Below are 23,769 nucleotides of genomic sequence, written 5' to 3'. Positions count from 1 at the left end.
AAATGTTTGAAAAAATCGACGTTTTCCTTACCCCAAAGCAAACTCAACCGCTGCTGCCGAATGGATCTGCGTAGTATCAAATTGCATTACATTGGTATCTTCGGGTTTTATCAGCAAAGGTATTTCGGTACAACCTAAAATAATGGCTTGCGCGCCGTTTTGTACTAAGTCTTCCATAATTTTCAGGTAACGGGCTTTCGTTTCGGACAGTAAAATACCTTTGCCCAATTCGTCCATAAGCGTTTGGTGGATGTAATCGCGGTCGGCCTGGTTGGGTGTTATGGCTTCGATGCCCGCGGAAGTAAGCTTATCGGTAAAAAAAGTTTTCTCCATGGTGAACTTGGTGCCTAACAAAGCTACCTTGGTTAAGCCGTGCTGGTTTATAACTTTAGCAGTTGCTATCGCGATATTGATGACAGGTAGGCCAATGCCCTGTTCGGCTTCTTCGGCAACCAAATGCAACGTATTGGCACAAAGGATAATGGCTTCGGCACCAGCGTTTTTTAATCCGATTCCCGCGTCGATGATCATTTGAGTTGTTTTATCCCAATTGTTTTCAGCATGGTTTTTAACGATATCGGCGTAATTAAAAGAATGCAACAATAATTGCGCGGCATTTACGCCACCCAGTTTATCGTTAATGCCCTGGTTAATAAAGCGGTAATAATCTATGGTAGATACCCAACTGGTACCGCCGATAAGTCCTAAAGTTTTCATGTGGTAAAACTATCATAAATCATACAGGTTACCTATAAAGCCCAACAAAATCGACATTTTTTACATTATGCTTACGCGGGCTTTAAATGTTTCGCAATCGTTACCCTACAAAGCCTTAGCATTTCGTACCTTAGCAACAAACATCAATAAATGTCAAAAAAGAATAAACACAACTCTACCATAGACCAGGTGCTAACGCAAATGGTACTGGATATATTTGAACAAAACGGCAATACGCCGCTAAACCACAAACAAGTTTCTGCCAAGCTAAACGTACGCGACCCCGATGCCCGCGGCGTAATCCTTGACATACTAAAGAACGAAGCCTTTAAAGGCGTAATGAAAGAAGTAACGCCCGGCAAATTCCAACTGCTCGAGCTTAAAACTTTTGTTGAAGGCAAGGTTGACCTCACCAACGATGGCTCGGCCTTTATTGTTACCGACGACCCATCTGAAACCGATATTTTTGTAGCACCCCGTAAACTGCGCAACGCCCTTAACGGCGACCGTGTAAAGGTTTACGTGTACGCCAAAAGCCGAGGCAAACACCAGGAAGGCGAGATCATAGAGATATTGCAGCGTAACAAAATGGAGTTTACCGGTGTGGTGAAATTATCTGAGCGTTTCGCGTTCTTTATCCCCGATGATCGCAAGATGATGCACGATATTTTTATACCCATCAGCGATCTTAACGGTGCCAAGAATGGTATTAAAGCCGTAGCCGAAATTACCGACTGGCCTGCAAGTGCTAAAAACCCGATAGGCCGTATCAAACATATTTTGGGCGAACAGGGCGAGAACGATACCGAAATGAACGCCATCCTGGCCGATTACGGGTTCCCCCTGTCCTTCCCTGCCGAGGTTGAACGCGATGCCGAAGAGATCCCAAGCGAAATAAGCGCCGAAGAGGTTGCCAAGCGACGCGATTTTCGTGATGTGCTTACCTTTACCATCGACCCATTTGACGCCAAGGATTTTGATGATGCGCTATCGTTCAAAAAACTGGATAATGGAAATTACGAGGTTGGTGTACACATTGCTGATGTGTCACACTATATAATTCCTGACTCGGCTTTGGATAAGGAAGCTTACGAACGTGGCACGTCAGTTTATCTGGTGGACAGGGTGATCCCGATGCTTCCGGAGCGGTTGTCTAATGGACTTTGTTCGCTTCGCCCGCATGAGGATAAGCTTTGCTTTGCCGCTGTATTTGAGCTGGATGAGGATGCCAATATCCAGACAGAATGGTACGGCAAAACCGTCATTCACTCCGACAGGCGCTTTACCTACGAAGAAGTACAGGACGTTATCGAAACAAAAACCGGTGATTACGTTGAGGAAATAGAAAAACTAAACGCCTTGGCCTACAAGCTTCGCGACCGCAAGTTTAAAGCAGGCGCCATCAGCTTTGAAACCACCGAGGTTAAATTTAAGCTGGATGAAACCGGCAAACCTACCGGCGTTTATGTAAAAGAACGTAAAGATGCCCACAAACTGATTGAAGACTTTATGCTTTTAGCTAACCGCAAGGTAGCCGAGCATGTTAGCAAAATGGGCAAAGGCAAGCATAAATATACCTTTGTATACCGCGTGCACGATACGCCAAAGCCCGATGCGCTGGCCAACTTCGCGCAATTTGCGGCAAGGTTTGGATATAAGATCAATACCAAGTCTGATAAGGAAACCGCCAAGTCCCTCAATTTTTTAATGGAGGATGTGGAAGGTAAAAAAGAACAGAACGTGCTTACCCAGCTGGCTATCCGCTCGATGGCTAAAGCTATCTACACCACCAAAAGCAGCAGTCACTATGGTTTAGCATTTGACCATTACACGCATTTTACCTCGCCTATCCGTAGGTACCCGGATGTGATGGTGCACCGCTTGTTACAACATTACCTAAACGGCGGCCAAAGCGCCAACGCCGACCATTACGAAGAGCTTTGTAAGCACAGTTCGCAAATGGAGAAAAAGGCTGCGGATGCAGAGCGCTCATCTGTTAAATACAAACAGGCCGAGTACCTGAAAGACCAGGTGGGCAACATATTTACCGGCATTATCTCGGGCGTTACCGAATGGGGAATGTATGTAGAGATCGTACAGAACAAATGTGAGGGTATGATTCGCCTGCGCGATATAAGCGACGATTTTTATACTTTGGATGAGAAGAACTATGCCATCATTGGCCAGCGTAAAAAGAAGGTTTACCAGCTTGGCGATGAGGTGCAAATAAGAGTGAAGAACGTAGACCTTACCAAGAAACAAATAGACTTTTCATTAGTAAATAATTAATATGTGATTAGTGCGGGATATGAGTGTGAAGCGCGTTTACTATGCTCTTCACTCCTCGCCTCCGGCACTTTAACACACTCAAAAACATGAGAAAACTTGAAGACCTGCAGTCGCTGATTGCAAGCTCCGTAGACAAACTGAAATACCCCGAATACCCGGCCGAATTATACGAACCTATAAAGTACATATTGGCTTTGGGGGGTAAACGCATGCGCCCTGCCCTGCTCCTGATGGCTTGCGATTTGTTTGGCGGTGATGTAGAAGCTGCACTTCCCCCTGCACTGGCTATCGAGGTATTCCACAACTTCACGCTGATGCATGACGATATTATGGATAATGCCCCCAAAAGGCGTGGCAAAACCACCGTTCACGAAAAGTGGAACAATAACGTGGCTATCTTGTCGGGCGATGTGATGCTGATAGAGGGTTATAAGCTGATGATGCAGGTGCGCGACAACCTCCTGCGCAAGGTGCTCGATATCTTTAACGACACCGCAATCGGCGTTTGCGAAGGCCAGCAACTGGATATGACCTTCGAGACCAGCAACAACATCACCATTAAGGAATACATCAACATGATCCGCCTGAAAACGGCTGTGGTGCTTGGCGGCGCTTTAAAGATAGGCGCGCTTATCGGCGAAGCTGATGAGAAAGACGCTAATTTACTTTCGGAGTTTGGCATTAACCTGGGCATAGCTTTCCAGCTACAGGATGATATTTTGGACGTTTACGGTAACCCCGAAAAATTCGGCAAACAGGTTGGCGGGGATATCATCTCCAACAAAAAAACCTACCTGCTCATCAAAGCCCTGGAACTGGTTAAAGATACCAATGCCGAGAAACTGGCCCGCTGGATCACCTTTCCAACTTTCGATGCCCCTGAAAAGGTTAAGGCTGTTACCGAGATTTATAACAGCGTAAACATCCGTCAGTTTGCCGAAGCCGAAATGCAGGCCTACGCCGAAAAAGCTTTTGAAGCATTAGACCAGATAACCCTGCCCGAAGAAAATAAACAATATCTGCGCGATTTTGCAGACGGGTTGTTGGTAAGGGAATATTAAATTTGATATATGAAAAAACTATTACGAATATCGCTTAGATTAGGATAATTAAAAATCATGATACGCAAAACCTACCTCCTCGCATCACTTTTACTTACGTGCTTTTTCGCAACAAAAGCCCAAACCTCCGGTGGCAAGCTTAAACCTGAGCAGGCTATAATGGATGTGCGCCATTACACCATCGCGCTAAATATGGATTTCGCTACCAAATCGGTAAGCGGTTCTACCGTTATCGATGTTATTATGGCGCAGCCGACTAAAGTGTTGATATTGGATTTGATGGATTCCCTGCATGTTAGCGCGGTATTAGTAAACGGCAAAAGCGCGCCATTCAATCATAAAAACGGATTGATCACCATTAATCTTGCAAAACAACTGGCCACAGGCAAAGCCAGCATAAAAGTAGTTTATGCCGGCCAGCCACGCATCGCCAAAAACCCACCTTGGGACGATGGCTTTACCTGGACACAGGATTCTACCGGCCACAAATGGCTGGCAGTAACAGCGGAGGGTACCGGTGGTAAGATCTTTTACCCCTGTAAAGACCACCCGAGCGATGAGCCCAACGAGGGTGCCGATATGTTTATTACTGTGCCAAAGGATTTGGTTGTTGCAGGCCCCGGCTTGTTAAAAGGTGTGAGCAAAAAAGGTACTACAGCAACTTACCATTGGCAAACTAAATACAGCATCAATAACTATAGTATTGTATTTAACGCGGGCGATTACGAGGTGGTAAAAGGTAGTTACAAGTCGGTTTTAGGTAATGTTGTATCGGTGCAGTTCTATGTATTAAAATACCATGCCGCGCAGGCACCACATTTTATTGATATGGTGATCAAAGCCGCGCAATCAAAAGAAAGGTACTTTGGCGAATACCCATGGCCTAAAGAGAAACTGGGCATTGCCGAAACCCCTCACCTGGGTATGGAGCACCAAAGCATGAACGCTTACGGTAACAAATTCAGGTATAGCAAAGTTGGCGGGCAGGATTTCGACTGGCTGATGTTCCACGAGTTTGGGCACGAATGGTGGGGCAACAAGGTAACCGCCCGCGATTGGGCTGATTACTGGATCCATGAAGGTATTGATACTTATGCCGATGCATTACCCTATCTTGATCTGGAAGGTAAAGCTTCTTACATCAAACACTTTAAACAATCTGCTTTTGGTATTGCAAACAAACAGCCTATTGTGTTAGGTAAAGATATTGACGAAGCATCAGCCTATAACAATGATATATATGTAAAGGGTGCCTACTTTATGCACACATTGCATTACGTAATGGGCGATAGCCTTTTCTTCCAAACCTTAAAAGGCTTTGCAACTGATTCCAGGTTCACTTACGACCATCAGAATGTTACCGACGACGCCGAGCAATACTTTAGTAACGCCTACGGCAAATCACTAAAACCTTTATTCGATTTTTATCTGCGTACCACTAACAAACTGGAAGTTAGCGTAAAAGCAAGGCCAAGAGATAAATACCTCATCACGTTGCTAAATATTGACACCGAGTTGCCTGTTGATATTACTACCGATGCAGGTACAAAGCGAATGACGCTAACCCCAAAAGGGATAACCATTGAAAGTAAAATCACCCCGGTTATTGATGCCGATGGCTGGTATTTGAAAAAAGTTATATTGGAGTAGGTATGTTCCGAAACGTAATTGCAAGGTAAGTAGCAATCTCTTTGCTTTACAAATCGGCTCTGCCTATTATGTAGAGATTGCTTCGTATCTTTACATGACGGGTTATGAATTTTACCCAATAAAAAGCCCTTATCAATTTGATAAGGGCTTTTTATATTATATGGCTTCTGCTTAATTATTCTGCAGCTGCTTATTCAGCATCAGGTGCTGAATCTTTTTTTACTTTTGGTGCTACTGCTTTCTTAGCTTTTGGAGCTTCTTTAGCTACATCTTCAACTGCAGCCTCTTTCGCTTTTGGCTCAACTTTAACAGCTAGTGCCGGTGCTACATCTTCTGCAACAGGTGCTACTTCAAAAGGGATAACAGAAACGTATGAACGGTTGTCTGCTTTCTTTTTGAATACCACGTTACCTGCTTTTAAAGCAAATAATGTATGGTCTTTACCGATACCTACGTTAAGGCCCGGGTTATGTTTGGTACCACGTTGGCGAACGATGATGTTACCTGCAATTGCTGGCTGACCACCGAAAATTTTGATACCTAAACGCTTGCTATGTGATTCGCGGCCGTTTCTTGAACTACCGGCCCCTTTTTTATGTGCCATTTCTTAATTTCTTTTGTGACCCTGTGACTGAGTCGGTTAAAATTTAATTATAATGTTATACCGGTGATCTCGATCTTGGTAAATTGCTGACGGTGACCATTTTTCTTCTGGTAGCCTTTTCTGCGTTTCTTTTTGAAGATAATTACTTTATCACCCTTTAAATGAGACACGATCTTAGCTGATACTTTAGCGCTTTTCAAATCAGAACCTAATTTGAAGCTACCTTCGTTTTCTGCTAACAACACATTGTCAAATTCAATATTAGCGCCCTCATCCCCTTGTAAACGGTGTACAAAGATCTGCTGGTCTTTCACAACTTTAAACTGTTGCCCGGCTATACTTACTATTGCGTACATTGTTGATTAATTATTGTTTTAAATTTTGAGGTGCAAATATATGGATTAACAAATTAATATGCAAGGTACTATTTGCTTTTTCTTTGGCGTGCTTCTGCTTCAGATAATACATTTTGAATTTCTTTTATCAACCTTTCATTCGCATCCTTTAGCTTATCGTGCCCATTAAAGGATGCATCGTACATCACCTTCTTAGTTTTGCGCAGGTAATTAAACTGTATTACATACCTTGGTACATGCCCCTTTACATCGGGGTTAAGCTCGTTTACCGGAAAATCCCAGAAACCCAGGTCGGCAGCTTTGCGATGCAGGTATAAAAGGTCGTCTTTGCTTAATTTAAGCTTTACCTTCACCAATGAATCGCGCCTGTTAACAAACTGGTACTCCCCCGTTTTTGAATCGAAAACGTTATTTAGCGTATCGCCATAACCATACTCGAAACGTACGGATTGAAACTCAGAGAATTTATAAGGCGCGTTTTTGATCATCATACCGTAGTAGTAAAAACAATAAAGTAAAAACGGCACGATGATACTTGCAACGAGGAATATTTTTTTAGGCTTAGTAACCATTATAAGTATTTATTGAATTATTGATTTAGAGATTAAACTTAGTTATTCGAAATTCATTATTTAATTTTCGATATTTCATTTCCACCGCTCAGTTCCCCTTCCCATTTGCTTACCACCGCGGTTGCCATAGCGTTACCCAAAACGTTTGTAGCAGAGCGGCCCATATCAAGTAGTGGATCAATACCGATTAAAAGCGCAAGGCCTGCCTCGGGAATATTGAACATGGAAATAGTACCGGCAATAACAACAAGCGATGCGCGGGGCACACCGGCAATACCCTTACTGGTAATCATCAGCACCAGCAGCATAGATAATTGTTGCTCAAACGATAGATGAATATTATAGGATTGCGCAAGGAATAGGGACGCGAAGGTCATGTACATCATAGACCCATCGAGGTTAAACGAATAACCTAAAGGCAGCACAAAGCTTACAATTTTGTTATTACAGCCAAAGCGCTCCAGCTCCAACAATACTTTTGGATAGGCGGCCTCACTGGTAGAGGTACTGAACGCGATAAGCATCGCATCCTTAATACGGCCTACTAAACTAAATGCTCTTCCCTGCAATACTACCGATGCTGCAAGGATAATCACCAGCCATAATACCAACAAGGAAAAATAAAACTCACCTATGAATATAGCATAGGTGGACAGGATACCTAACCCCTGCTTCGCGATTATTGCTGTAATAGCACCAAATACGGCTAATGGTGCAAGCTGCATTACATAGCCGGTTATCTTTAATATAACATGTGCAATAGCATCCATGGCTTTGATAACCACTTCGCCTTTTTCGCCGATGGCGGCAGTACCAACACCAAAAAATAGCGAGAAGATCACAATCTGCAAAATCTCGTTATTAGCCATCGCCTCTATAAAACTCTTAGGGAATACGTGCCCTATAAAATCGCGCAGTGAAAGTGCGGTCTTTTGTATTCCTGTAGATAAGTGGCTATCCGGTAGTGGCAAGTGCATAGCCTCGCCGGGCTTAAAAAAGTTAACCAATAGCATACCCAAAGCCAGGGACACCAGCGTTGCGCTTAAAAACCAAAGCAATGTTTTACCACCAATACGGCCAACTGCGCTAATATCGCCTACTTTAGCCACACCAACTACCAGGGTTGTAAATACCAATGGCGCTACAATCATTTTTATTAGTCTTAGAAAGATGTCGCTTAACACCGTAAAACCGACCAACTTGTCTTCGCGGCTAATATCGGCAGCTTTGCGTAGATTTAGCTGAGCGTAACGGTCACCTTTAAGGGATTTGTAAACGGCAGTTGTGGTATCTTTGCTCACCTCTAATTGCTGGTCTATTGTTTTTATATTTACCTCGGCGGCGCTTATTTTGGTATTAATATTGTTTATAACCGTAGCATTGTAAATGTATCCGGCTATAACGCCTAATACTAAGGCCACAAAAATGTACAGGGTTAATTTGCTTTTCTGCATACGTTAATTTGGTGCCGTAAAACTACAAAAATTAAAACTATTAGCCTCACCACAACCCCTCTCCGAGAGAGAGGGGCTTTGAAAACTTTATATATGAGTATTACTGTCTACGGGTTACAACAAATAAAGAAGGAAGTTCAGCATTTATCGCAAGAGCAGCTTGCCGAACTATGCCTGCGACTGGTACGTTATAAAAAAGAAAATAAGGAATTGTTAGCTTACCTCCTTTTTGAAGCTAACAACGAAAATAATTTCGTAGAAAGCATAAAAGCCGAGGCAGGGTTTATGTTTAGTCAGCTGCCTGCCCAAAGTTACTTTACCGCAAAAGGCCTGCGCAAGATATTGAAGATGCTTACCAAATACACCAAATTCATCGGCTCGAAACCCTCGGAGATTGAGTTATTAATTAACTTTTGCCAGAATTTCCTGCAATATGTAATTCGCCAAACATCCTATAAACCTATTAGGTTAATACTAATAAGGCAAATTGAGAAGGTAAAAACATCCATCAGCAAATTACATGAAGATCTACAATTTGATTACAGCCAGGACTATAACAAACTTTTAGAAGATGCGGAAGGCAAATTGCCATGGTTTAATAAAAAAAGTTACTTGTTGTAACAATAATGGTGTTAATTTGTCCAACTAAAAATTAACTAATCAGGTGGCCGACAGAGAAGACGCTTTCAGGAAAATATACGAAGCCAATTCGAAGAAAATTTACCATTTGTGCTATGGTTATACCGGCGATGATGATGCTGCTAACGACCTACTGCAGGAAACCTTTTTAAAGGTTTGGCAAAATCTGCACAAGTTTCGTAACCAGGCGCTCATCTCTACCTGGATTTATCGCATAGCGGTAAACACATGCCTAACTTATTTACGATCAGAAAAACGACAAGCCAAAGATGAGCTGACACCCGCAATTGCCGAAAATAAACCAGAAGTGTTTTCGGAAAAGAACGAGCAAGTTACTTTGCTGTACAAGTGTATCTCCAAACTGGAAGAGTCGGAAAGAATTATCATAACATTGGTGCTTGATGAAGTGCCGTACCCCGAAATTGCAGAAGTTTCGGGTATATCAGAGGGAAATTTGAGGGTGAAGATCTATCGCATTAAACAAAAATTGACAGAGTTATACAATCAGCATGAAAGACTTTGATCATTTAATGTCAGTTTGGCAGGCGCAGCCAAAAAAAGAGCATTTATCTGTTGATGAAGTGCTTAAGCAGGTGAAGAACGGCGTGCGCGGTTTAACAAACCGTATATATTGGAGTATTGTGGCCATGGTTATAATAATTGCATTTGCATTTATTATAACATTGTTTGGCGCGTTTAACTCTTGGGTTACCACTGTGGGTATTATTATTGTGTTGGTTACTATGCTGATGTACCTGACATTAATTATAAGGCACTACCACATCCTAAGCAAGCGTGATGCAACTCTTAATCCTACCGAATATCTCCACAGTTTAAAAGAATATCAGCGTAACCGCAGCAAAGTTATTGGCTGGTTCTATTACATCTACACATTACTTATAAGCGGAGGCCTTGCTCTCTATTTTGTAGAGGTATTGCAAAACGCCTCAGCTACTTTTAAAGGAGTTACTTATGGTTCTATTATTATATGGTTTTTGTTTACAACATTCTATCTAAAACCAAAGATGTTTAAAAACGAGGAAGAGAAACTAAACCTGATGATAGACCGCCTTGTTCGCCTGCAGGAACAATTTGATTAATTAATGACCCATCCTACCCAAATAAAATCGGTAAGCATTAACGATGCCGCTACCCTGCTTGAGCTAAGCCGAAAAACATTTTTCGACGCATTTCTGCACCGCAATAATGCGGCAGATATGGCTGCCTACGCCGAAACTGCGTTTACCCTGCCAAAATTTGAAACTGAATTAAGTAATCCAAATTCTCAATTCTACTTTGCTTGGGTTGATAATGCAATTGTGGGGTATCTCAAATTCAATCATAACTTTGCCCAAACCGAATTTCAAGACCCTGAAGCGCTGGAGATAGAGCGCATTTATGTGCTAAGTGATTTTCAAGGCCAGCAAATTGGGAAACTATTGATAGAATTTGCCATCCAAACCGCTATAGATCACAGCCTAAAATACATCTGGCTTGGCGTTTGGGAACACAATACTAAAGCCATCAGCTTTTATAAAAACAAAGGCTTTGAGCAATTCGGCAACCACCTGTTTATGTTAGGGAATGATGAGCAGACGGATATTCTGATGAAGCTTGACCTTTATTAAAGAGCCTTTTCTTTACGCGTAATTGCAAGGTACGAAGCAATCTCTTTGCTATACATAGCGGCTTTACCTATGTAGATATTGCTTCATACCTCCCAATGACGCGGGTTTTAATTAGCATTTTTATACACCTTCTAAAACGGATTAAACGTCCTTGCTCCAATCTCCATCCCGGCTGCACGGCAAACTGTTTTATCGCCAAACCTAAAATTGATATCATCCATAGCCTTGTAAAGTTTTATTCGCTCCTCGTTATCTTCAAACAGGTTTATCTGGTAGCTACCGGTGCAGAGGTTGCTTAGCTTAACACCTATCAGTCGGATGGGCCGGTGCTGGTTCCAAGCTTTGTAAAGCAGGTTTTTAATACCGGGGATAAGGATATGCTCGGCAGCGGTAAGGGCGATCTTAGTTTGTTGGGTATGTGTTTCAAAGTTGGCGTAACGGATTTTAATAGCCAGGCAAGATGATACCTTATTCTCGCGGCGTAGTTTTCCGGCCAGTTCCTCCGTCATGCTTACCAGTACGTTTTCTAATGTACGCTTGTCATTAACGTCATTATGGAAAGTGGTTTCGGTCGAGATCGATTTACGGTCGCTGTGCGGGATAATCTCGCTGTAGTCTATTCCGTTAGCTTTGTTGTAAATATATAAACCCATTTTACCGAATACCGCTTCGAGAAATTTCAGGTTAACCCGCTGCAGGTCGCCAATTTTTTCGATGCCGTACTGGTAAAGCTTTTGGCAGGCACTTTCACCAAGTCCGGGGATCTTACAAATATTTAGCGGGGCTAAAAAAGCTTTCTCCTCGCCATGTTTTATCCAAAGCTGCCCGTTTGGCTTCGCTTGGTTGGTTGCCATTTTAGCTATTGTTTTGCCCGACGCCATACCGAAAGAAATAGGCAGCCCTGTTTCGCGGATAACCTTTTGCCTTAACTCGCAGGCCAACTTGAACGGGTCATGAAAACGCTCCATCCCGCTCAGGTCTATATAGAACTCATCTACCGACGATTTTTGGTAAAGCGGCACCATATCATGGATGATTTGCGTAACCTCTCGCGAAGCCTCCGAATAACGCCCATGCGTGCCATGGATCACTATAGCTTGCGGGCAAAGCTTTAACGCCTGCCTTGTAGGCATAGCCGAATGCACTCCAAACTTACGCGCCTCGTAACTGCATGAAGCCACCACACCTCTATCTGCCGAGCCGCCTATAATAACGGGCTTGCCGATGAGTGAAGGATTGAATTTTCGCTCTACAGATACGAAGAATGAATCGAGGTCGATATGTACAATATGCCGCTTAGCATCCATGCACAAATATGAAAATATAATTTGAATTGCTAAAATAATTAGTAAAATTTGTATCGATATATGACCAGCTATACCGACTATTTTTTTCTCCTCTCACCACCCGAACCCGTTAAAGAACTTATCAGCAAATACAAAAAAGCATCGGCAATGCACGTTGGTAATTTCAAAAGCATGGATGCGCCCGCCCATATCTCGGTAATACATATGGAACGCCAAAAGCCGTATTATGCCAATCATACCGTATCTCAAATTGAACGGGCCATTAACATCATGACGCCGGTTTTGCTTCATATCAACGGGTTTAAATATTTTAGTCACCTACATAGCCAATATACTATTTATGCGCACATCCGCATTACCACTGCGGTAGATGCCTGTTTTACCCTGCTCAAGAAAAACCTGAGCATCCGCAAAACGCTGGTGCCGCATGTAACCGTAGTTCGGAATGTTTCTGAGGCTGATTTCAAAACGCTGTGGCCGAATTTTAACAATAAAAAAGTTGTTGAGCCATTTTTGATCAAAGAACTAAAAATAGTAAAGCGTGAAACGTTTGGCGGCTCACTAAAATGGGAGGCATTTAAAACTTTCGACTTTAAAGGAATGAGGAATTTAGAGGTGGTAAATGATAATAAAGAAGTACGGAAGCAAATAAACTTATTTTAGATTTTTTGTCATCCTGAGCGATAGCGAAGGATCTAATGTACAACATGCAAATCGACGAGTAGATGCTTCACTATCATTCAGCATAACAAGTGGTTTGATTTTACCCCGCTGATTATCAACACCTCCACTCCTCAATTTCCTTTTTTAATAATTTCTTAACCTAAAATGCATCCTTTTTCTATCTTTGCGGCGGGATAAGTCTTTTACGGCCAGCTCCTCTTGAACTCCCCCAGGGTGGGAACACAGCAAGGGTAGAGAGTTGAGCGGCGCGATAAAAGTAGCTTATCCCATTTTTTTACCTTTTTTTCTGGGAGGTAGTCCATTCGCAACAACTTCGAAATTTTACATTCGGCATTTATTATTCGATATTATTTAGCTGCAATCTGCCTATCTTCGCCTTATGTTCGATATACTCATTATTGGCGGTGGCCCCATTGGTTTAGCATGCGGACTTGCAGCACAAAAAGCCGGTTTAAGTTTTGTTATTGTGGAGAAAGGATGCCTGGTAAATTCACTTTACAACTACCCTTCTACCATGACTTTCTTCTCCACTTCGGAGAAACTGGAGATTGGCGGTGTACCGTTTGTTACCGTGCACAACAAACCCACCCGTAATGATGCTTTAGAATATTATCGCCGTGTAGCATTATCAAATAATCTTCCGCTTAATTTATTTGAAGAAGTTACCAATGTAAAATCAATTCATGGTGGTTACGAGATATTGACAATTAAAACCACATACCAAGCTAAAAAAGTGATCCTGTCGACCGGGTTTTATGATATAGCCGTTAACCTTAATATCCCCGGCGAAGACCTGCCTAAAGTAAAACACTACTACCAGGATCCGCATTATTACACCTCGCAAAAAGTTGTGGTCGTGGGCAGTAGCAATTCGGCTATTGATGTGGCATTAGAAACCTACCGCAAAGGTGCTGAAGTTACTTTAGTTGTTCGTGGTGCCGAGGTAAGCAGCCGGGTTAAATATTGGGTTAGGCCTGATATTATTAACCGCATTAAAGAAGGAAGCATCAAGGCCTATTTTAATTCGAGCCTTTCAGCCGTTCGCCAAACTGAGGTAGATATTAATACTCCAGAAGGTAATGTGACCATCCCCAACGATTTTGTAATGGCCATGACGGGTTACAAACCTAACTTCGATTTCCTGGCGATGATAGGCATCCGGCTAACCGAGGATAAATTTATTCCAACCTATAACCCTTATACAATGGAAACCAACCAACCGGGTCTTTACCTTGCAGGTGTTGTGGTTGGTGGACTGGATACGCATTTGTGGTTTATAGAGAATTCGCGCATCCACGCGGATATGATTATTGCGGATATTATTGCTAAGCGATAGTTAACCAGTAAAATCAAAACTTTCTATAAACTTCCACGGCCCGCCCTGGTATTCCCAGAGGCTTAGGCCGGTTGCCTTTATCTCAAATGGCTTGAAATCGAAGGAAAGTTCTTGTAGTAATTGTTTAGCTTTTTCGGGGCTAACCTTGTTTTGTATGGTAATATGCGGCCAAAATTTGTTTTTATCTTGCGGAATAAGCAACTCTGCCCATTGTATTTGTAACTTCTTATAAAAAACCTGTAACTCATCGCTTACTATTTTGTAAGCAACACCATTGCCAATGCTGGATAATGCCGTTACCCGCAAAGTCATGTTTTTATACTCTCTTACGCCAGCATTGATGTCCTCGAAAATCTTTTTCTCATTAGCGGGCAATTGGTGAAACAACATTAAATGCGCATCCAAAAAATTCCGTTCGGGCGGGAAATACTGTTTCCGTAATTTATTAAAAAACAAGTGCGCCTCTGGCGTAATGTTAAGCGTGAGTAATAGCGGGTTGATTGTATCCATTAACAAATCTTAACCTCGGTATCAAATTAAAAGTTTTTCTTGCATAAGTAAATTATTATGCAATAATTTGCACAAAACTTTTAAATTATAACACTTTACACATAATGATCAAACAAAACATAAACAGAATGGATACCGAGGCGTTTTTTGCTATGGTTGCCACTGCTTTATTTTCTTTTGTTTTATTTTTCTCTCCCACCCGACGACGACTGTTCATCCCAAGGGTTTTAATCAGGCTTTAGTCTACCCTTTCAAAACAAAGAAGGATTATTAAACTTCTTTAAACAATGTCCCTCTAATTATTATGGCTTAAGCGCCAATAATTTAACGGTAACTTTTCTATTATAATGACCATACAAGATTTTGACATAACAGTAGCCACTGCACAACATGCAGATTTTGCGGCTACGATATGTGATGAAATGGCAGAATCGGCCAAGGCACGAGGTACGGGTATTGCCCAGCGTTCGCCAGAGTATGTCGCCAATAAAATGCTGGAAGGCAAAGCGGTGATAGCATTACATAAAGACGGTACCTGGGCAGGTTTTTGTTATATAGAAACCTGGAGCCACGGTGATTTTGTGGCCAACTCGGGTTTGATCGTAAATCCAATCTATCGTAAAGCAGGTTTGGCTAAGGCTATCAAACATAAAATATTTGAACTTTCGCGCAGTAAATACCCTAACGCAAAGCTATTCGGTTTAACCACGGGCCTGGCTGTAATGAAGATAAATTCCGAAATAGGTTACGAACCCGTTACCTACTCAGAGCTTACCCAGGACGAAGAATTTTGGAAAGGCTGCCGCAGCTGCGTTAACTACGATATTTTGATGAGTAAGGACCGTAAGAACTGCATGTGTACCGCCATGCTCTTTGACCCGGAAGTTGTTCAAAAACAACACGAAGAAAAGATGAAAAAGATTACGCACAAAGCGACATTGCTTGAGCGTATTGAAGCTGCCATTAAAAAGCGGATGGAGAAAATGATTCTGTTAGGTTTAAGGTAAAAGGTAATGAGAGATTATAAAAAACTTGATATTTGGAAAAAAGCCCACTTGTTTACAAAACAGTTGTATCAGGAAATATTACCTGTTATGCCGCCCGAAGAAAAATTTGCCTTAACCAACCAATTACGTCGATCAGCATATTCTATTCCTATGAATATTGTTGAGGGATGTGGAAACAATACTGATAAAGATTTTACGCATTATCTTGATAATGATTTAGGTTCGGCCCTTGAAGTAGAGTACACATGTTTGTTAATTTTCGATTTAGGATATATTTCACAAGAACAACACGATTTAGTTTACCAACCCATAAACGAGATTAAAGCAATGCTTATCTCATTCATTAAATTTTTAAGAGATGGAAAATAACCTTTCACCTTTTACCTTTTACCTTTTACCATGAAAAAGAAAGTAGTACTGGCTTACAGCGGCGGATTAGATACATCATTTTGCTGCATTTATTTAACACGCGATCTGGGTTACGAGGTTCACTCGGTAATTGTAAATACAGGTGGTTTTAGCGACGAAGAGCTTAAAGGCGTTGAAGAACGAGCTTACCAAATGGGCGTTACATCTCACCACGTGGTTGATGAGACCACTAACTTCTACAATACCTGTGTGCGCTATTTGATATACGGTAACGTATTAAAGAACAATACCTACCCTCTTTCGGTAAGTGCCGAACGTGTTAGCCAGGCCACTGCCATTGCCAACTATGCCAAAGAAATTGGTGCTGAATATGTTGCCCATGGCAGTACAGGTGCCGGTAATGACCAGGTGCGTTTCGATATGATATTTAACATATTGGTACCCGAGGTAAATATCATTACCCCTATTCGCGACCTTAAATTAAGTCGCGAAGCGGAAATTGAATACCTAAAGAAACACGGCGTTGAAATGAACTTCGAAAAAGCTAAGTATTCTATTAATAAAGGTATCTGGGGTACATCAGTTGGCGGTAAAGAAACTTTGACCTCCAACTTAGGTCTGCCGGAAGATGCATGGCCTACCCAGGTTACCGCATCTGAACCAAGAACTTTAGAACTTGTTTTTGAAAAAGGCGAACTGGTTGGCATCGATAACGAAAAATACGACCATCCAACAAGGGCTATACAGGCACTACAAGCCATTGCACAACCTTACGGTATAGGTCGCGATATCCACGTAGGCGATACCATCATTGGTATTAAAGGCCGTGTAGGTTTTGAGGCTGCCGCGCCGATGGTGATTATCAAAGCGCACCACACCTTAGAAAAACACGTGCTTACCAAATGGCAGCTATCATGGAAAGATCAGCTATCTGCATTTTATGGCAACTGGCTTCACGAAGGGCAGTTCCACGACCCTATTATGCGTAATATGGAGGCCTTTTTGGCTGATACGCAAAAGAACGTTAGTGGTAAAGTATTTATCGAGCTGCACCCATACCGTTTCCAGGTGATCGGTATCGAATCGGAACATGACCTGATGAGCAACAAATTTGGAAGTTACGGCGAAATGAATAATTCATGGAGCGGCGAAGACGTTAAAGGGTTCTCCAAGATCTTTGGTAACCAGGTGATGATATACCACAAAGTAAACGGACAGGATTAATTATGGCAAACCCCATCTTTTCGAGAAGCGAATGTTTAAGTACCTATAAATGGGGCGATGACTGCTACGGCTGGAACTATGTTGACACCGAAGCGTTATCAATAAAGCAAGAATTAATGCCACCCGATACAGCGGAGCATTTACATTATCACGAGAAAGCCTCGCAGTTCTTTTTTATACTGAAAGGCAGGGCAACTTTTACCATCAACGGAGAGATAAGTGTTTTAAAGCCCGAGCAGGGCATAGAAATTAAACCGGGCCAAAAGCACTTTGTAAGTAACAAAGAAAGCAGCGACCTGGAATTTATCCTCTACTCATCACCATCTACAAAAAATGACAGAATTAACCTCTAAAATAAAGGCAGGTATTGTTGGCGGCGCCGGTTATACAGGTGGCGAAATGCTGCGGATACTCATCAACCACCCAAATGTGGAGATTGTGTTTGTGCATAGCAACAGCAACGCGGGCAACCACGTTTACGATGTGCATACTGACTTATTTGGCGATACCGCTTTGCAGTTTACCGACCAATTGGCTTACAACATTGATGTTCTTTTCCTTTGTGTTGGTCATGGTGACGCTAAAAAGTTTTTAGAGGCTAACGAAATTCCTGAACATATTAAGGTGATTGACCTGAGCCAGGATTTTAGGTTAAGCCCAAATGCTGAATTTAAGAATAAAAATTTCGTATATGGCCTGCCTGAGTTAAACCGTGAGGCTATTAAAACCGCGGCCAATATAGCCAACCCCGGTTGTTTTGCTACTTGTCTACAATTGGGTTTATTACCGCTTGCAAGCAAAGGTTTGCTAAATAGCGAGGTACACATCACGGCAACAACTGGCTCTACAGGTGCAGGGCAAAGTCTCTCACCCACTTCACACTTTACCTGGAGGAATGATAACCTTTCGGTTTATAAAGTTTTTAACCACCAGCATTTGGGCGAGATCGGTCAATCGCTAAGGCAATTACAAGCAGGTTTTGATAAGGAACTTAATTTTGTGCCTTATCGTGGTGGCTTCACCCGTGGTATCATTGCATCGATCTATACGGAGAGCGATTTGAGCGAAGCGGAGGTTTTAAACCTTTATAAGGAATACTATGCAAGCCACCCATTTACACATGTAACCAATAAGAATATCGATCTCAAACAAATTGTGAATACAAATAAATGTTTTATTCAGGTTAATAAGCACGATAATAAGATTTTTATAATGAGTATAATGGATAATTTACTTAAAGGCGCGAGCGGCCAGGCGGTACAAAACATGAACATCATGTTTTGTCTGGATGAACGCGCCGGATTACGACTTAAGGCGACCGGTTTTTAAGCTGCGTTCGCCACTTTAGCGTTAGTCCATTAAGTATTAATTTTTTCAATAATAAAATGAAATTATTCGACGTATATCCAATCAATCCAATTAATGTCGTAAAAGGCGTTGGTAGCCTTGTTTATGACGACAAAGGCACCGAATATCTTGACCTTTACGGTGGGCACGCTGTTATCTCAATCGGCCACACCAACCCGTATTATGTAAAACGGTTAGAAGACCAGTTGCACCAGATAGGTTTCTATTCTAACTCGATAGAAATTCCATTACAAACCCAACTGGCAGAAAAATTAGGCCATATTTCAGGTAAGGAAGATTACCAGCTATTCCTTTGTAATTCTGGTGCTGAAGCAAATGAAAATGCTTTAAAACTGGCTTCTTTCTATAACGGAAAAAGGAAAATAATCGCCTTTAAAAAGGCTTTTCACGGCCGTACTTCGCTTGCAGTTGCGGCTACCGATAATCCTAAAATTATTGCCCCGGTTAACGAAACCGATAACGTAATATTTTTGCCATGGAATGATGAGACGGCTTTGGAAGATGCTTTCAAAAACAATGAGGTGTCCTCAGTAATTATCGAAGGCATCCAGGGTGTTGGTGGGATACAAGTTGCCCCTGTTAGCTTCCTGCAAAAGATAAGGTCGCTTTGCGATGAATATAACGCCGTTTTTATTGCGGATTCAGTGCAATGTGGTTATGGCCGTACAGGTAAATTTTTCTCGCACGATTTCGCTGGTATAAATGCCGATATTTATTCCATGGCAAAAGGTATGGGTAATGGTTTCCCTATCGGCGGTATTATTATATCCCCTAAAATTGCACCTGCTTATGGTATGCTGGGCACTACATTCGGTGGTAACCACTTAGCTTGTGCCGCGGGTTTAGCTGTGTTAGAAGTTATAGAACGCGATAACCTGATGCAAAACGCAGCAGAGGTTGGTTCTTATTTAATAGAGGAGTTAAAGAAATTCAATAAAGTAAAAGAAGTTCGCGGCCGTGGCCTAATGATAGGTATCGACCTGCCAGAGGAGTTAAGCAACGTTAAAAAAGACCTGCTGTTCAAGCACAAAATATTTACAGGGGAAGCAAAACCAAACGTGGTTAGGTTGCTGCCTGCATTGAATTTAACAAAAACTCATGCGGATAGGTTTCTGGAAGCTTTTGCTACAACTTTACGCCCCCTCTAAATCTCCCCAAGTTGGGGAGGCTTGATATTGAGCGGTTTAGAATTTAATTATATTTTTACAGAAATAAAATAATGTCCCTCTCCCCCGGAGAGGGACTTAGGGTGAGGCTATTATGAAACTATTCTCTTCGGTAAATGATGTTAAAGATGTTAAGGCGCTGGTTGCCGAAGCATTACAATTAAAACAAAACCCATACGCGCACCAGCATTTGGGCAAAAACAAAACCCTGAGCCTTATTTTCCTGAACCCAAGCCTGCGTACGCGCATAAGCACCCAAAAAGCGGGCGCGAATTTGGGCATGAATGTTATTGTGCTGAACATCGATAAAGAAGGTTGGGCACTTGAACTGCGCGACAACATGATCATGAACGGTACAACCGTAGAGCATATTCGCGAAGCTGCCAGTGTTATGGGCGAATACTCTGACATTATTGGCGTGCGCTCTTTCCCGGGATTGAAAGACCGCGAAGAAGATTACAGTGAAACCATTTTTAACAAGTTTGTTGAATTTTGTAAAGTGCCGGTAGTGAGTTTGGAATCGGCTACCCGCCATCCATTGCAGAGTCTCGCCGACCTGGTGACCATCGAAGAATTAAAAACCAAACCCCGCCCGAAGGTAGTATTATCCTGGGCGCCGCATATAAAGGCCCTGCCGCAAGCTGTGCCCAATTCTTTTGCCGAATGGATGTGCAAGGCCAATGTGGATTTCACCATTGCCCACCCGGCCGGATACGAGCTTTCTGCTGATTTCACTAACGGCGCAAACATCACTCATGATCAGGACGAGGCTATAAAAGACGCGGATTTTATATACGTTAAAAATTGGTCGGCATACGAGCCTTACGGTGCGGTAATCGGTGGCAACGAGGATTGGATGCTGAATAATACCAGGCTGGATGCCGTAGCCCCAAATGCCAAAGTAATGCACTGTTTACCTGTACGCCGCGACTTGGAGCTGTCATCAGAGATCCTGGATAGCCCAAAATCTATTGTTGTTCATGAAGCGGGTAACCGTGTTTGGGCAGCGCAGGCGGTTTTAAAGCAAATGCTGGAAGCATTGTAATATATGCCTTATGATTGTTGAATATGATATCTTTCTGGGTGATCTAAAAATTGGGGTTACCAAACTCGAAAAAGCTGATGCGCCAATGGGTGTAGTATTCGGAATTATCTATGGCGATGATAATAAATTTGAGTACGATTTTTTGAGAAATTATTGTATTACTCGAAATATAGAGTTTTCAGAATATATCGAGGACAAATGGATAAATACATACAATATCCCAACTTTGCACGTAAAAGACAAAAATCTAAACATCATACAAGGATTATCGTGTTCTATTTCTGGTATGGATAGCGAAGGCTTTGAGATTTCGATTTTTGGAATAGCATATCCACTATATGAAACACTGTTTACACATCACGTTAATAATTATAATAATTTATTTAAATAACGTGTATACGCCTAAACACTTTCAAATATCTGACCATCTGGAAGCTATCAACTTTATGCAGAAGTACAGCTTTGCTACGATGGTAACGATGATGAATGGCGTTCCAGAGGCTACACACCTAACCTTTATAGTTGAACAACGCGGCGATAAACTGGTATTGATCTCTCACTTTGCCAAAGCAAACCCGCAGGCGGAATCTGTATTTAATGAAACCTTACTGGTGATCTTCACCGAGCCGCATGCGTACATTTCTCCTACCAATTACGAAAAAGAGCAAAATGTACCTACATGGAATTACCTCTCCGTACATGTGTATGGTAAAGCTACTTTGATTGATAATAACACGCAGGTTGCAGCTTTGCTGGAGAAGATGATAGGCTTTTATGAAGCCGATTACCGCAAGCAATGGGATACCCTGCCCGATGACTATAAATCTAAAATGATGAACGGCATCACGGCGTTCGAAATAATAGTGACCGATCTGCAGGGCAAAAAGAAACTCAGCCAAAACCGCACGGAGTTAGAGCGCGAGAACATTATTGCCTCATTAAGTAGATCTATAGATCCAACGGAGCGCGAGATTGCGGCTTATATGAAAAAGAATGCTTAATTTTTTTTGTACGACGCGTTGATAAGCCTGTTAAGCGATAAGCCCTGCACCACGATAGAAAATATCACAATAAAATAGCTTCCCGATAGGATCATATGCCTGTACGGCGATACGGGTAAAGCCAATGCTAACGCGATAGAAATTCCTCCTCTTAAACCTGCCCAAGTAAGTATATTTATACTATTGTAATTCACATTTAGTGATTTCCTTAAAAAAGTTAGTGGCAACATTATACTCATCCATCTTGCTCCAAGAATAATTACAATAGCTATACCACCAGTGATCCAGTAGTTGCTGATGAACGGTACATTAACCATTTGCAGGCCTATCATCACAAAAAGTACCGCATTGAGGATCTCGTCTATCAGTAGCCAAAAATCCTCCAGCGCCTCATGCGATTTTTCTTTATTGTCAGCATTGATAGACCTGCCACCCACAAACAACCCTGCTGTAACCACTGCAAGTGGGATAGATAAATTTAAAAACGAAGCCAATACCGAATCGAACATTACCAAAGCTAAAGAAACCAGCACAATGGTTTGGAAATCGTTTATGGATTTCATTAACTTGAACGCCAGCCAACCTGTTACAGCGCCTAATATTATCCCTCCAAAAACTTCCTGGATAAAAAGTAATATAGCTTTGGTAATATCCAAATTATTTACCCCCGACTGCGTAACCTCCAATATCAACAGGAACAACACCAACCCTACGCCATCGTTAAATAGCGATTCTCCTGAAATAATTGTTTCCAGGTTTGCAGGTAATTTGGAGCCTTTTATCACAGCCGCCACTGCAACCGGATCGGTAGGAGAAACCAATGCTCCAAAAAGCAAGCAGTATACAAAGGGGACCTTAATATCTATAAACCCGGTTATCCAGTAAAATAAAGCGCCAAATACTGTAGTTGAAATTATAACGCCTAAGGTGCTCAATATCAATACCGGGCGCATTTCTCTTTTAAGTTTTCGGGTATCTAAGTTAAAGGCTGTTGCAAACAGTAAAAAGCCCAGCATAACGTTTAGCACAGTAGTAGAAAAGTTAATGTGCTTGGCCAAAACGGTAAGGTATCTGGCTATACCGGGGTCAAGATTTTCGATAACTATTGTTAAAATAGAGCCCAATATTGCGAGTGTGACTATTCCTATTGTACCCGGTAGTTTTAAAAATCGGGCATTAATGTAAGAATAAACGGCGCTCACAATAATTAGTAGCGCTATAATGAGGAACATATCCATGGGGTACGTTTTGTGATAATTTACCGGGCAACCGGGTCCATCGTCATAGTATTTGTTTTAAAATAATGAATAATTAACCTGTTATCGCTGTTGCGGGTTAGGTAGTTAACCGCCCAATTAAAAATTACGATTGCCTTATTGCTGAAACCGGCCAGCGACATTAGGTGCACGAACATCCACAACAACCATGCAAAAAAGCCCTTGAAACGCAGTTTATGCAAATTGGCAACTGCTTTGTTACGGCCAATGGTTTCCATGGTACCCAAATCTACGTAAGTAAAAGCAATCATAGGCTTGCCGTTAACCAGATTAATGATGTTCTTAACCAGCTGCTTGCCCTGCTGCAATGCAACCTGCGCCACACCGGGGAAGCCTACGGGATTTTTCTCTGTTACTACTGCCGATACATCGCCAATGGCAAAAACGTTGGTAAAACCTTTAATTCGGTTTATTCCGTCGGTTATTAAGCGGCCGCCTTTCAAAACGCTTTCTTCGGACATGCCGGTAGGTGCCTCGCCACTAACTCCCGCCGCCTAAAATACAT

27 protein-coding genes and 1 other RNA gene are annotated in these 23,769 nt (G+C 42.1%); 19 read left to right on the top strand and 9 right to left on the bottom strand.

The features are described from left to right. Positions 1 to 27 precede the first annotated feature (27 nt). The gene (locus NAF17_RS05690; RefSeq protein ID WP_252757012.1) at positions 28 to 717 is read right to left on the bottom strand and encodes an aspartate/glutamate racemase family protein; all 690 of its coding nucleotides are present in this window, start codon (positions 715 to 717) and stop codon (positions 28 to 30) included. Positions 718 to 867: 150 nt separating this feature from the next. Here NAF17_RS05690 and rnr point away from each other — a divergent pair, with 150 nt between their 5' ends. From rnr to NAF17_RS05675, 3 genes are all read left to right on the top strand, one after another. After that, positions 868 to 3,006 carry a ribonuclease R gene (rnr, locus tag NAF17_RS05685; protein ID WP_252757011.1) on the top strand — a complete coding sequence of 713 codons (2,139 nt, stop codon included), beginning with the start codon at positions 868 to 870 and terminating at the stop codon, positions 3,004 to 3,006. An 86-nt stretch (positions 3,007 to 3,092) separates the two neighbouring features. After that, positions 3,093 to 4,067 carry a polyprenyl synthetase family protein gene (locus NAF17_RS05680; protein WP_252757010.1) on the top strand — a complete coding sequence of 325 codons (975 nt, stop codon included), beginning with the start codon at positions 3,093 to 3,095 and terminating at the stop codon, positions 4,065 to 4,067. A 57-nt stretch (positions 4,068 to 4,124) separates the two neighbouring features. Next, the gene (locus NAF17_RS05675) at positions 4,125 to 5,717 is read left to right on the top strand and encodes a M1 family metallopeptidase (RefSeq protein ID WP_252757009.1); all 1,593 of its coding nucleotides are present in this window, start codon (positions 4,125 to 4,127) and stop codon (positions 5,715 to 5,717) included. A gap of 190 nt (positions 5,718 to 5,907) precedes the next feature. Here the strand turns inward: NAF17_RS05675 and rpmA are convergent, their stop codons facing one another. From rpmA to NAF17_RS05655, 4 genes are all read right to left on the bottom strand, one after another. Next, positions 5,908 to 6,321 carry a 50S ribosomal protein L27 gene (rpmA, locus tag NAF17_RS05670; protein ID WP_252757008.1) on the bottom strand — a complete coding sequence of 138 codons (414 nt, stop codon included), beginning with the start codon at positions 6,319 to 6,321 and terminating at the stop codon, positions 5,908 to 5,910. Positions 6,322 to 6,368: 47 nt separating this feature from the next. Next, complete coding sequence (rplU, locus tag NAF17_RS05665; RefSeq protein WP_252757007.1) at positions 6,369 to 6,677, bottom strand: 50S ribosomal protein L21; 309 nt, start codon at positions 6,675 to 6,677, stop codon at positions 6,369 to 6,371. 68 nt (positions 6,678 to 6,745) lie between these two features. Further along, positions 6,746 to 7,168: a hypothetical protein gene (locus NAF17_RS05660; protein WP_252757006.1), complete on the bottom strand. Its 423-nt coding sequence runs from the start codon at positions 7,166 to 7,168 to the stop codon at positions 6,746 to 6,748. A gap of 137 nt (positions 7,169 to 7,305) precedes the next feature. After that, positions 7,306 to 8,703 carry a dicarboxylate/amino acid:cation symporter gene (locus tag NAF17_RS05655; protein ID WP_252757005.1) on the bottom strand — a complete coding sequence of 466 codons (1,398 nt, stop codon included), beginning with the start codon at positions 8,701 to 8,703 and terminating at the stop codon, positions 7,306 to 7,308. 93 nt (positions 8,704 to 8,796) lie between these two features. Between NAF17_RS05655 and NAF17_RS05650 the strand changes: the two genes are divergently transcribed. Genes NAF17_RS05650 through NAF17_RS05635 form a run of 4 tightly spaced genes read left to right on the top strand, consistent with a single transcriptional unit; the run spans position 8,797 to position 10,970 of the window. After that, on the top strand, positions 8,797 to 9,324 hold the full coding sequence (locus tag NAF17_RS05650) for a hypothetical protein (protein ID WP_252757004.1): 528 nt from the start codon (positions 8,797 to 8,799) through the stop codon (positions 9,322 to 9,324). A gap of 43 nt (positions 9,325 to 9,367) precedes the next feature. Continuing rightward, a complete protein-coding gene (locus NAF17_RS05645) occupies positions 9,368 to 9,865 on the top strand; it encodes an RNA polymerase sigma factor (RefSeq protein ID WP_252757003.1) in 498 nt (165 codons plus the stop codon). After that, positions 9,852 to 10,442: a hypothetical protein gene (locus tag NAF17_RS05640; RefSeq protein ID WP_252757002.1), complete on the top strand. Its 591-nt coding sequence runs from the start codon at positions 9,852 to 9,854 to the stop codon at positions 10,440 to 10,442. Before NAF17_RS05645 ends, NAF17_RS05640 begins: the two co-directional genes overlap by 14 nt. A gap of 3 nt (positions 10,443 to 10,445) precedes the next feature. After that, complete coding sequence (locus NAF17_RS05635) at positions 10,446 to 10,970, top strand: GNAT family N-acetyltransferase (protein ID WP_252757001.1); 525 nt, start codon at positions 10,446 to 10,448, stop codon at positions 10,968 to 10,970. 131 nt (positions 10,971 to 11,101) lie between these two features. Here the strand turns inward: NAF17_RS05635 and dinB are convergent, their stop codons facing one another. Continuing rightward, positions 11,102 to 12,277 carry a DNA polymerase IV gene (gene dinB / locus NAF17_RS05630; RefSeq protein WP_252757000.1) on the bottom strand — a complete coding sequence of 392 codons (1,176 nt, stop codon included), beginning with the start codon at positions 12,275 to 12,277 and terminating at the stop codon, positions 11,102 to 11,104. Between the two features lie 60 nt (positions 12,278 to 12,337). On the opposite strand from dinB, the gene NAF17_RS05625 reads away from it, so the two are divergent. From NAF17_RS05625 to NAF17_RS05615, 3 genes are all read left to right on the top strand, one after another. Continuing rightward, a complete protein-coding gene (locus tag NAF17_RS05625; protein ID WP_252756999.1) occupies positions 12,338 to 12,940 on the top strand; it encodes a 2'-5' RNA ligase family protein in 603 nt (200 codons plus the stop codon). Between the two features lie 192 nt (positions 12,941 to 13,132). Further along, positions 13,133 to 13,231, top strand: an RNA gene (gene ffs / locus NAF17_RS05620) — signal recognition particle sRNA small type. A gap of 109 nt (positions 13,232 to 13,340) precedes the next feature. Further along, entirely contained in the window at positions 13,341 to 14,297 is a 957-nt protein-coding gene (locus NAF17_RS05615) for a YpdA family putative bacillithiol disulfide reductase (protein ID WP_252756998.1), read from the top strand. Here the strand turns inward: NAF17_RS05615 and NAF17_RS05610 are convergent, their stop codons facing one another. Continuing rightward, a complete protein-coding gene (locus NAF17_RS05610) occupies positions 14,298 to 14,807 on the bottom strand; it encodes a 2'-5' RNA ligase family protein (RefSeq protein ID WP_252756997.1) in 510 nt (169 codons plus the stop codon). A 347-nt stretch (positions 14,808 to 15,154) separates the two neighbouring features. Between NAF17_RS05610 and NAF17_RS05605 the strand changes: the two genes are divergently transcribed. The 9 genes from NAF17_RS05605 (at position 15,155) to NAF17_RS05565 (ending at position 21,987) form a co-directional block, all read left to right on the top strand. Then, entirely contained in the window at positions 15,155 to 15,814 is a 660-nt protein-coding gene (locus NAF17_RS05605) for a GNAT family N-acetyltransferase (RefSeq protein ID WP_252756996.1), read from the top strand. A 6-nt stretch (positions 15,815 to 15,820) separates the two neighbouring features. Beyond that, positions 15,821 to 16,183: a four helix bundle protein gene (locus NAF17_RS05600; protein ID WP_252756995.1), complete on the top strand. Its 363-nt coding sequence runs from the start codon at positions 15,821 to 15,823 to the stop codon at positions 16,181 to 16,183. A gap of 30 nt (positions 16,184 to 16,213) precedes the next feature. After that, a complete protein-coding gene (gene argG / locus NAF17_RS05595; protein ID WP_252756994.1) occupies positions 16,214 to 17,407 on the top strand; it encodes an argininosuccinate synthase in 1,194 nt (397 codons plus the stop codon). A 2-nt stretch (positions 17,408 to 17,409) separates the two neighbouring features. Beyond that, complete coding sequence (locus NAF17_RS05590; RefSeq protein ID WP_252756993.1) at positions 17,410 to 17,760, top strand: cupin domain-containing protein; 351 nt, start codon at positions 17,410 to 17,412, stop codon at positions 17,758 to 17,760. Further along, entirely contained in the window at positions 17,741 to 18,736 is a 996-nt protein-coding gene (argC, locus tag NAF17_RS05585; protein ID WP_252756992.1) for an N-acetyl-gamma-glutamyl-phosphate reductase, read from the top strand. Before NAF17_RS05590 ends, argC begins: the two co-directional genes overlap by 20 nt. 56 nt (positions 18,737 to 18,792) lie before the next feature. After that, positions 18,793 to 19,923: an aspartate aminotransferase family protein gene (locus NAF17_RS05580; RefSeq protein WP_252756991.1), complete on the top strand. Its 1,131-nt coding sequence runs from the start codon at positions 18,793 to 18,795 to the stop codon at positions 19,921 to 19,923. A 112-nt stretch (positions 19,924 to 20,035) separates the two neighbouring features. Then, positions 20,036 to 20,986, top strand: coding sequence for a Rossmann-fold NAD(P)-binding domain-containing protein (locus tag NAF17_RS05575; protein ID WP_252756990.1), 951 nt, complete (start codon positions 20,036 to 20,038; stop codon positions 20,984 to 20,986). A 10-nt stretch (positions 20,987 to 20,996) separates the two neighbouring features. Next, the gene (locus tag NAF17_RS05570) at positions 20,997 to 21,377 is read left to right on the top strand and encodes a hypothetical protein (protein ID WP_252756989.1); all 381 of its coding nucleotides are present in this window, start codon (positions 20,997 to 20,999) and stop codon (positions 21,375 to 21,377) included. A 1-nt stretch (position 21,378) separates the two neighbouring features. Further along, a complete protein-coding gene (locus tag NAF17_RS05565; RefSeq protein WP_252756988.1) occupies positions 21,379 to 21,987 on the top strand; it encodes an FMN-binding negative transcriptional regulator in 609 nt (202 codons plus the stop codon). Here NAF17_RS05565 and NAF17_RS05560 read toward each other — a convergent pair. Both NAF17_RS05560 and NAF17_RS05555 read right to left on the bottom strand, forming a co-directional pair. Beyond that, the gene (locus NAF17_RS05560; protein ID WP_252756987.1) at positions 21,984 to 23,225 is read right to left on the bottom strand and encodes a cation:proton antiporter; all 1,242 of its coding nucleotides are present in this window, start codon (positions 23,223 to 23,225) and stop codon (positions 21,984 to 21,986) included. The genes NAF17_RS05565 and NAF17_RS05560 overlap by 4 nt on opposite strands. A 20-nt stretch (positions 23,226 to 23,245) precedes the next feature. Beyond that, entirely contained in the window at positions 23,246 to 23,725 is a 480-nt protein-coding gene (locus tag NAF17_RS05555) for an NAD(P)/FAD-dependent oxidoreductase (protein WP_252756986.1), read from the bottom strand. Positions 23,726 to 23,769: the final 44 nt, after the last annotated feature.

This window comes from Mucilaginibacter aurantiaciroseus (assembly GCF_024055595.1).
Classification (GTDB): Bacteria; Bacteroidota; Bacteroidia; order Sphingobacteriales; family Sphingobacteriaceae; genus Mucilaginibacter; species Mucilaginibacter aurantiaciroseus.
This window is presented reverse-complemented; position numbering and strand designations above follow the sequence as displayed.

Coding starts and splice junctions, on each gene's coding strand:
- NAF17_RS05690 (WP_252757012.1), bottom strand. CDS start 717: ATGAAAACTTTAGGACTTATCGGCGGTACCAGTTGGGTATCTACCATA.
- rnr (WP_252757011.1), top strand. CDS start 868: ATGTCAAAAAAGAATAAACACAACTCTACCATAGACCAGGTGCTAACG.
- NAF17_RS05680 (WP_252757010.1), top strand. CDS start 3,093: ATGAGAAAACTTGAAGACCTGCAGTCGCTGATTGCAAGCTCCGTAGAC.
- NAF17_RS05675 (WP_252757009.1), top strand. CDS start 4,125: ATGATACGCAAAACCTACCTCCTCGCATCACTTTTACTTACGTGCTTT.
- rpmA (WP_252757008.1), bottom strand. CDS start 6,321: ATGGCACATAAAAAAGGGGCCGGTAGTTCAAGAAACGGCCGCGAATCA.
- rplU (WP_252757007.1), bottom strand. CDS start 6,677: ATGTACGCAATAGTAAGTATAGCCGGGCAACAGTTTAAAGTTGTGAAA.
- NAF17_RS05660 (WP_252757006.1), bottom strand. CDS start 7,168: ATGATGATCAAAAACGCGCCTTATAAATTCTCTGAGTTTCAATCCGTA.
- NAF17_RS05655 (WP_252757005.1), bottom strand. CDS start 8,703: ATGCAGAAAAGCAAATTAACCCTGTACATTTTTGTGGCCTTAGTATTA.
- NAF17_RS05650 (WP_252757004.1), top strand. CDS start 8,797: ATGAGTATTACTGTCTACGGGTTACAACAAATAAAGAAGGAAGTTCAG.
- NAF17_RS05640 (WP_252757002.1), top strand. CDS start 9,852: ATGAAAGACTTTGATCATTTAATGTCAGTTTGGCAGGCGCAGCCAAAA.
- NAF17_RS05635 (WP_252757001.1), top strand. CDS start 10,446: ATGACCCATCCTACCCAAATAAAATCGGTAAGCATTAACGATGCCGCT.
- dinB (WP_252757000.1), bottom strand. CDS start 12,277: ATGGATGCTAAGCGGCATATTGTACATATCGACCTCGATTCATTCTTC.
- NAF17_RS05625 (WP_252756999.1), top strand. CDS start 12,338: ATGACCAGCTATACCGACTATTTTTTTCTCCTCTCACCACCCGAACCC.
- NAF17_RS05615 (WP_252756998.1), top strand. CDS start 13,341: ATGTTCGATATACTCATTATTGGCGGTGGCCCCATTGGTTTAGCATGC.
- NAF17_RS05610 (WP_252756997.1), bottom strand. CDS start 14,807: ATGGATACAATCAACCCGCTATTACTCACGCTTAACATTACGCCAGAG.
- NAF17_RS05605 (WP_252756996.1), top strand. CDS start 15,155: ATGACCATACAAGATTTTGACATAACAGTAGCCACTGCACAACATGCA.
- NAF17_RS05600 (WP_252756995.1), top strand. CDS start 15,821: ATGAGAGATTATAAAAAACTTGATATTTGGAAAAAAGCCCACTTGTTT.
- argG (WP_252756994.1), top strand. CDS start 16,214: ATGAAAAAGAAAGTAGTACTGGCTTACAGCGGCGGATTAGATACATCA.
- NAF17_RS05590 (WP_252756993.1), top strand. CDS start 17,410: ATGGCAAACCCCATCTTTTCGAGAAGCGAATGTTTAAGTACCTATAAA.
- argC (WP_252756992.1), top strand. CDS start 17,741: ATGACAGAATTAACCTCTAAAATAAAGGCAGGTATTGTTGGCGGCGCC.
- NAF17_RS05580 (WP_252756991.1), top strand. CDS start 18,793: ATGAAATTATTCGACGTATATCCAATCAATCCAATTAATGTCGTAAAA.
- NAF17_RS05575 (WP_252756990.1), top strand. CDS start 20,036: ATGAAACTATTCTCTTCGGTAAATGATGTTAAAGATGTTAAGGCGCTG.
- NAF17_RS05570 (WP_252756989.1), top strand. CDS start 20,997: ATGATTGTTGAATATGATATCTTTCTGGGTGATCTAAAAATTGGGGTT.
- NAF17_RS05560 (WP_252756987.1), bottom strand. CDS start 23,225: ATGGATATGTTCCTCATTATAGCGCTACTAATTATTGTGAGCGCCGTT.
- NAF17_RS05555 (WP_252756986.1), bottom strand. CDS start 23,725: ATGTCCGAAGAAAGCGTTTTGAAAGGCGGCCGCTTAATAACCGACGGA.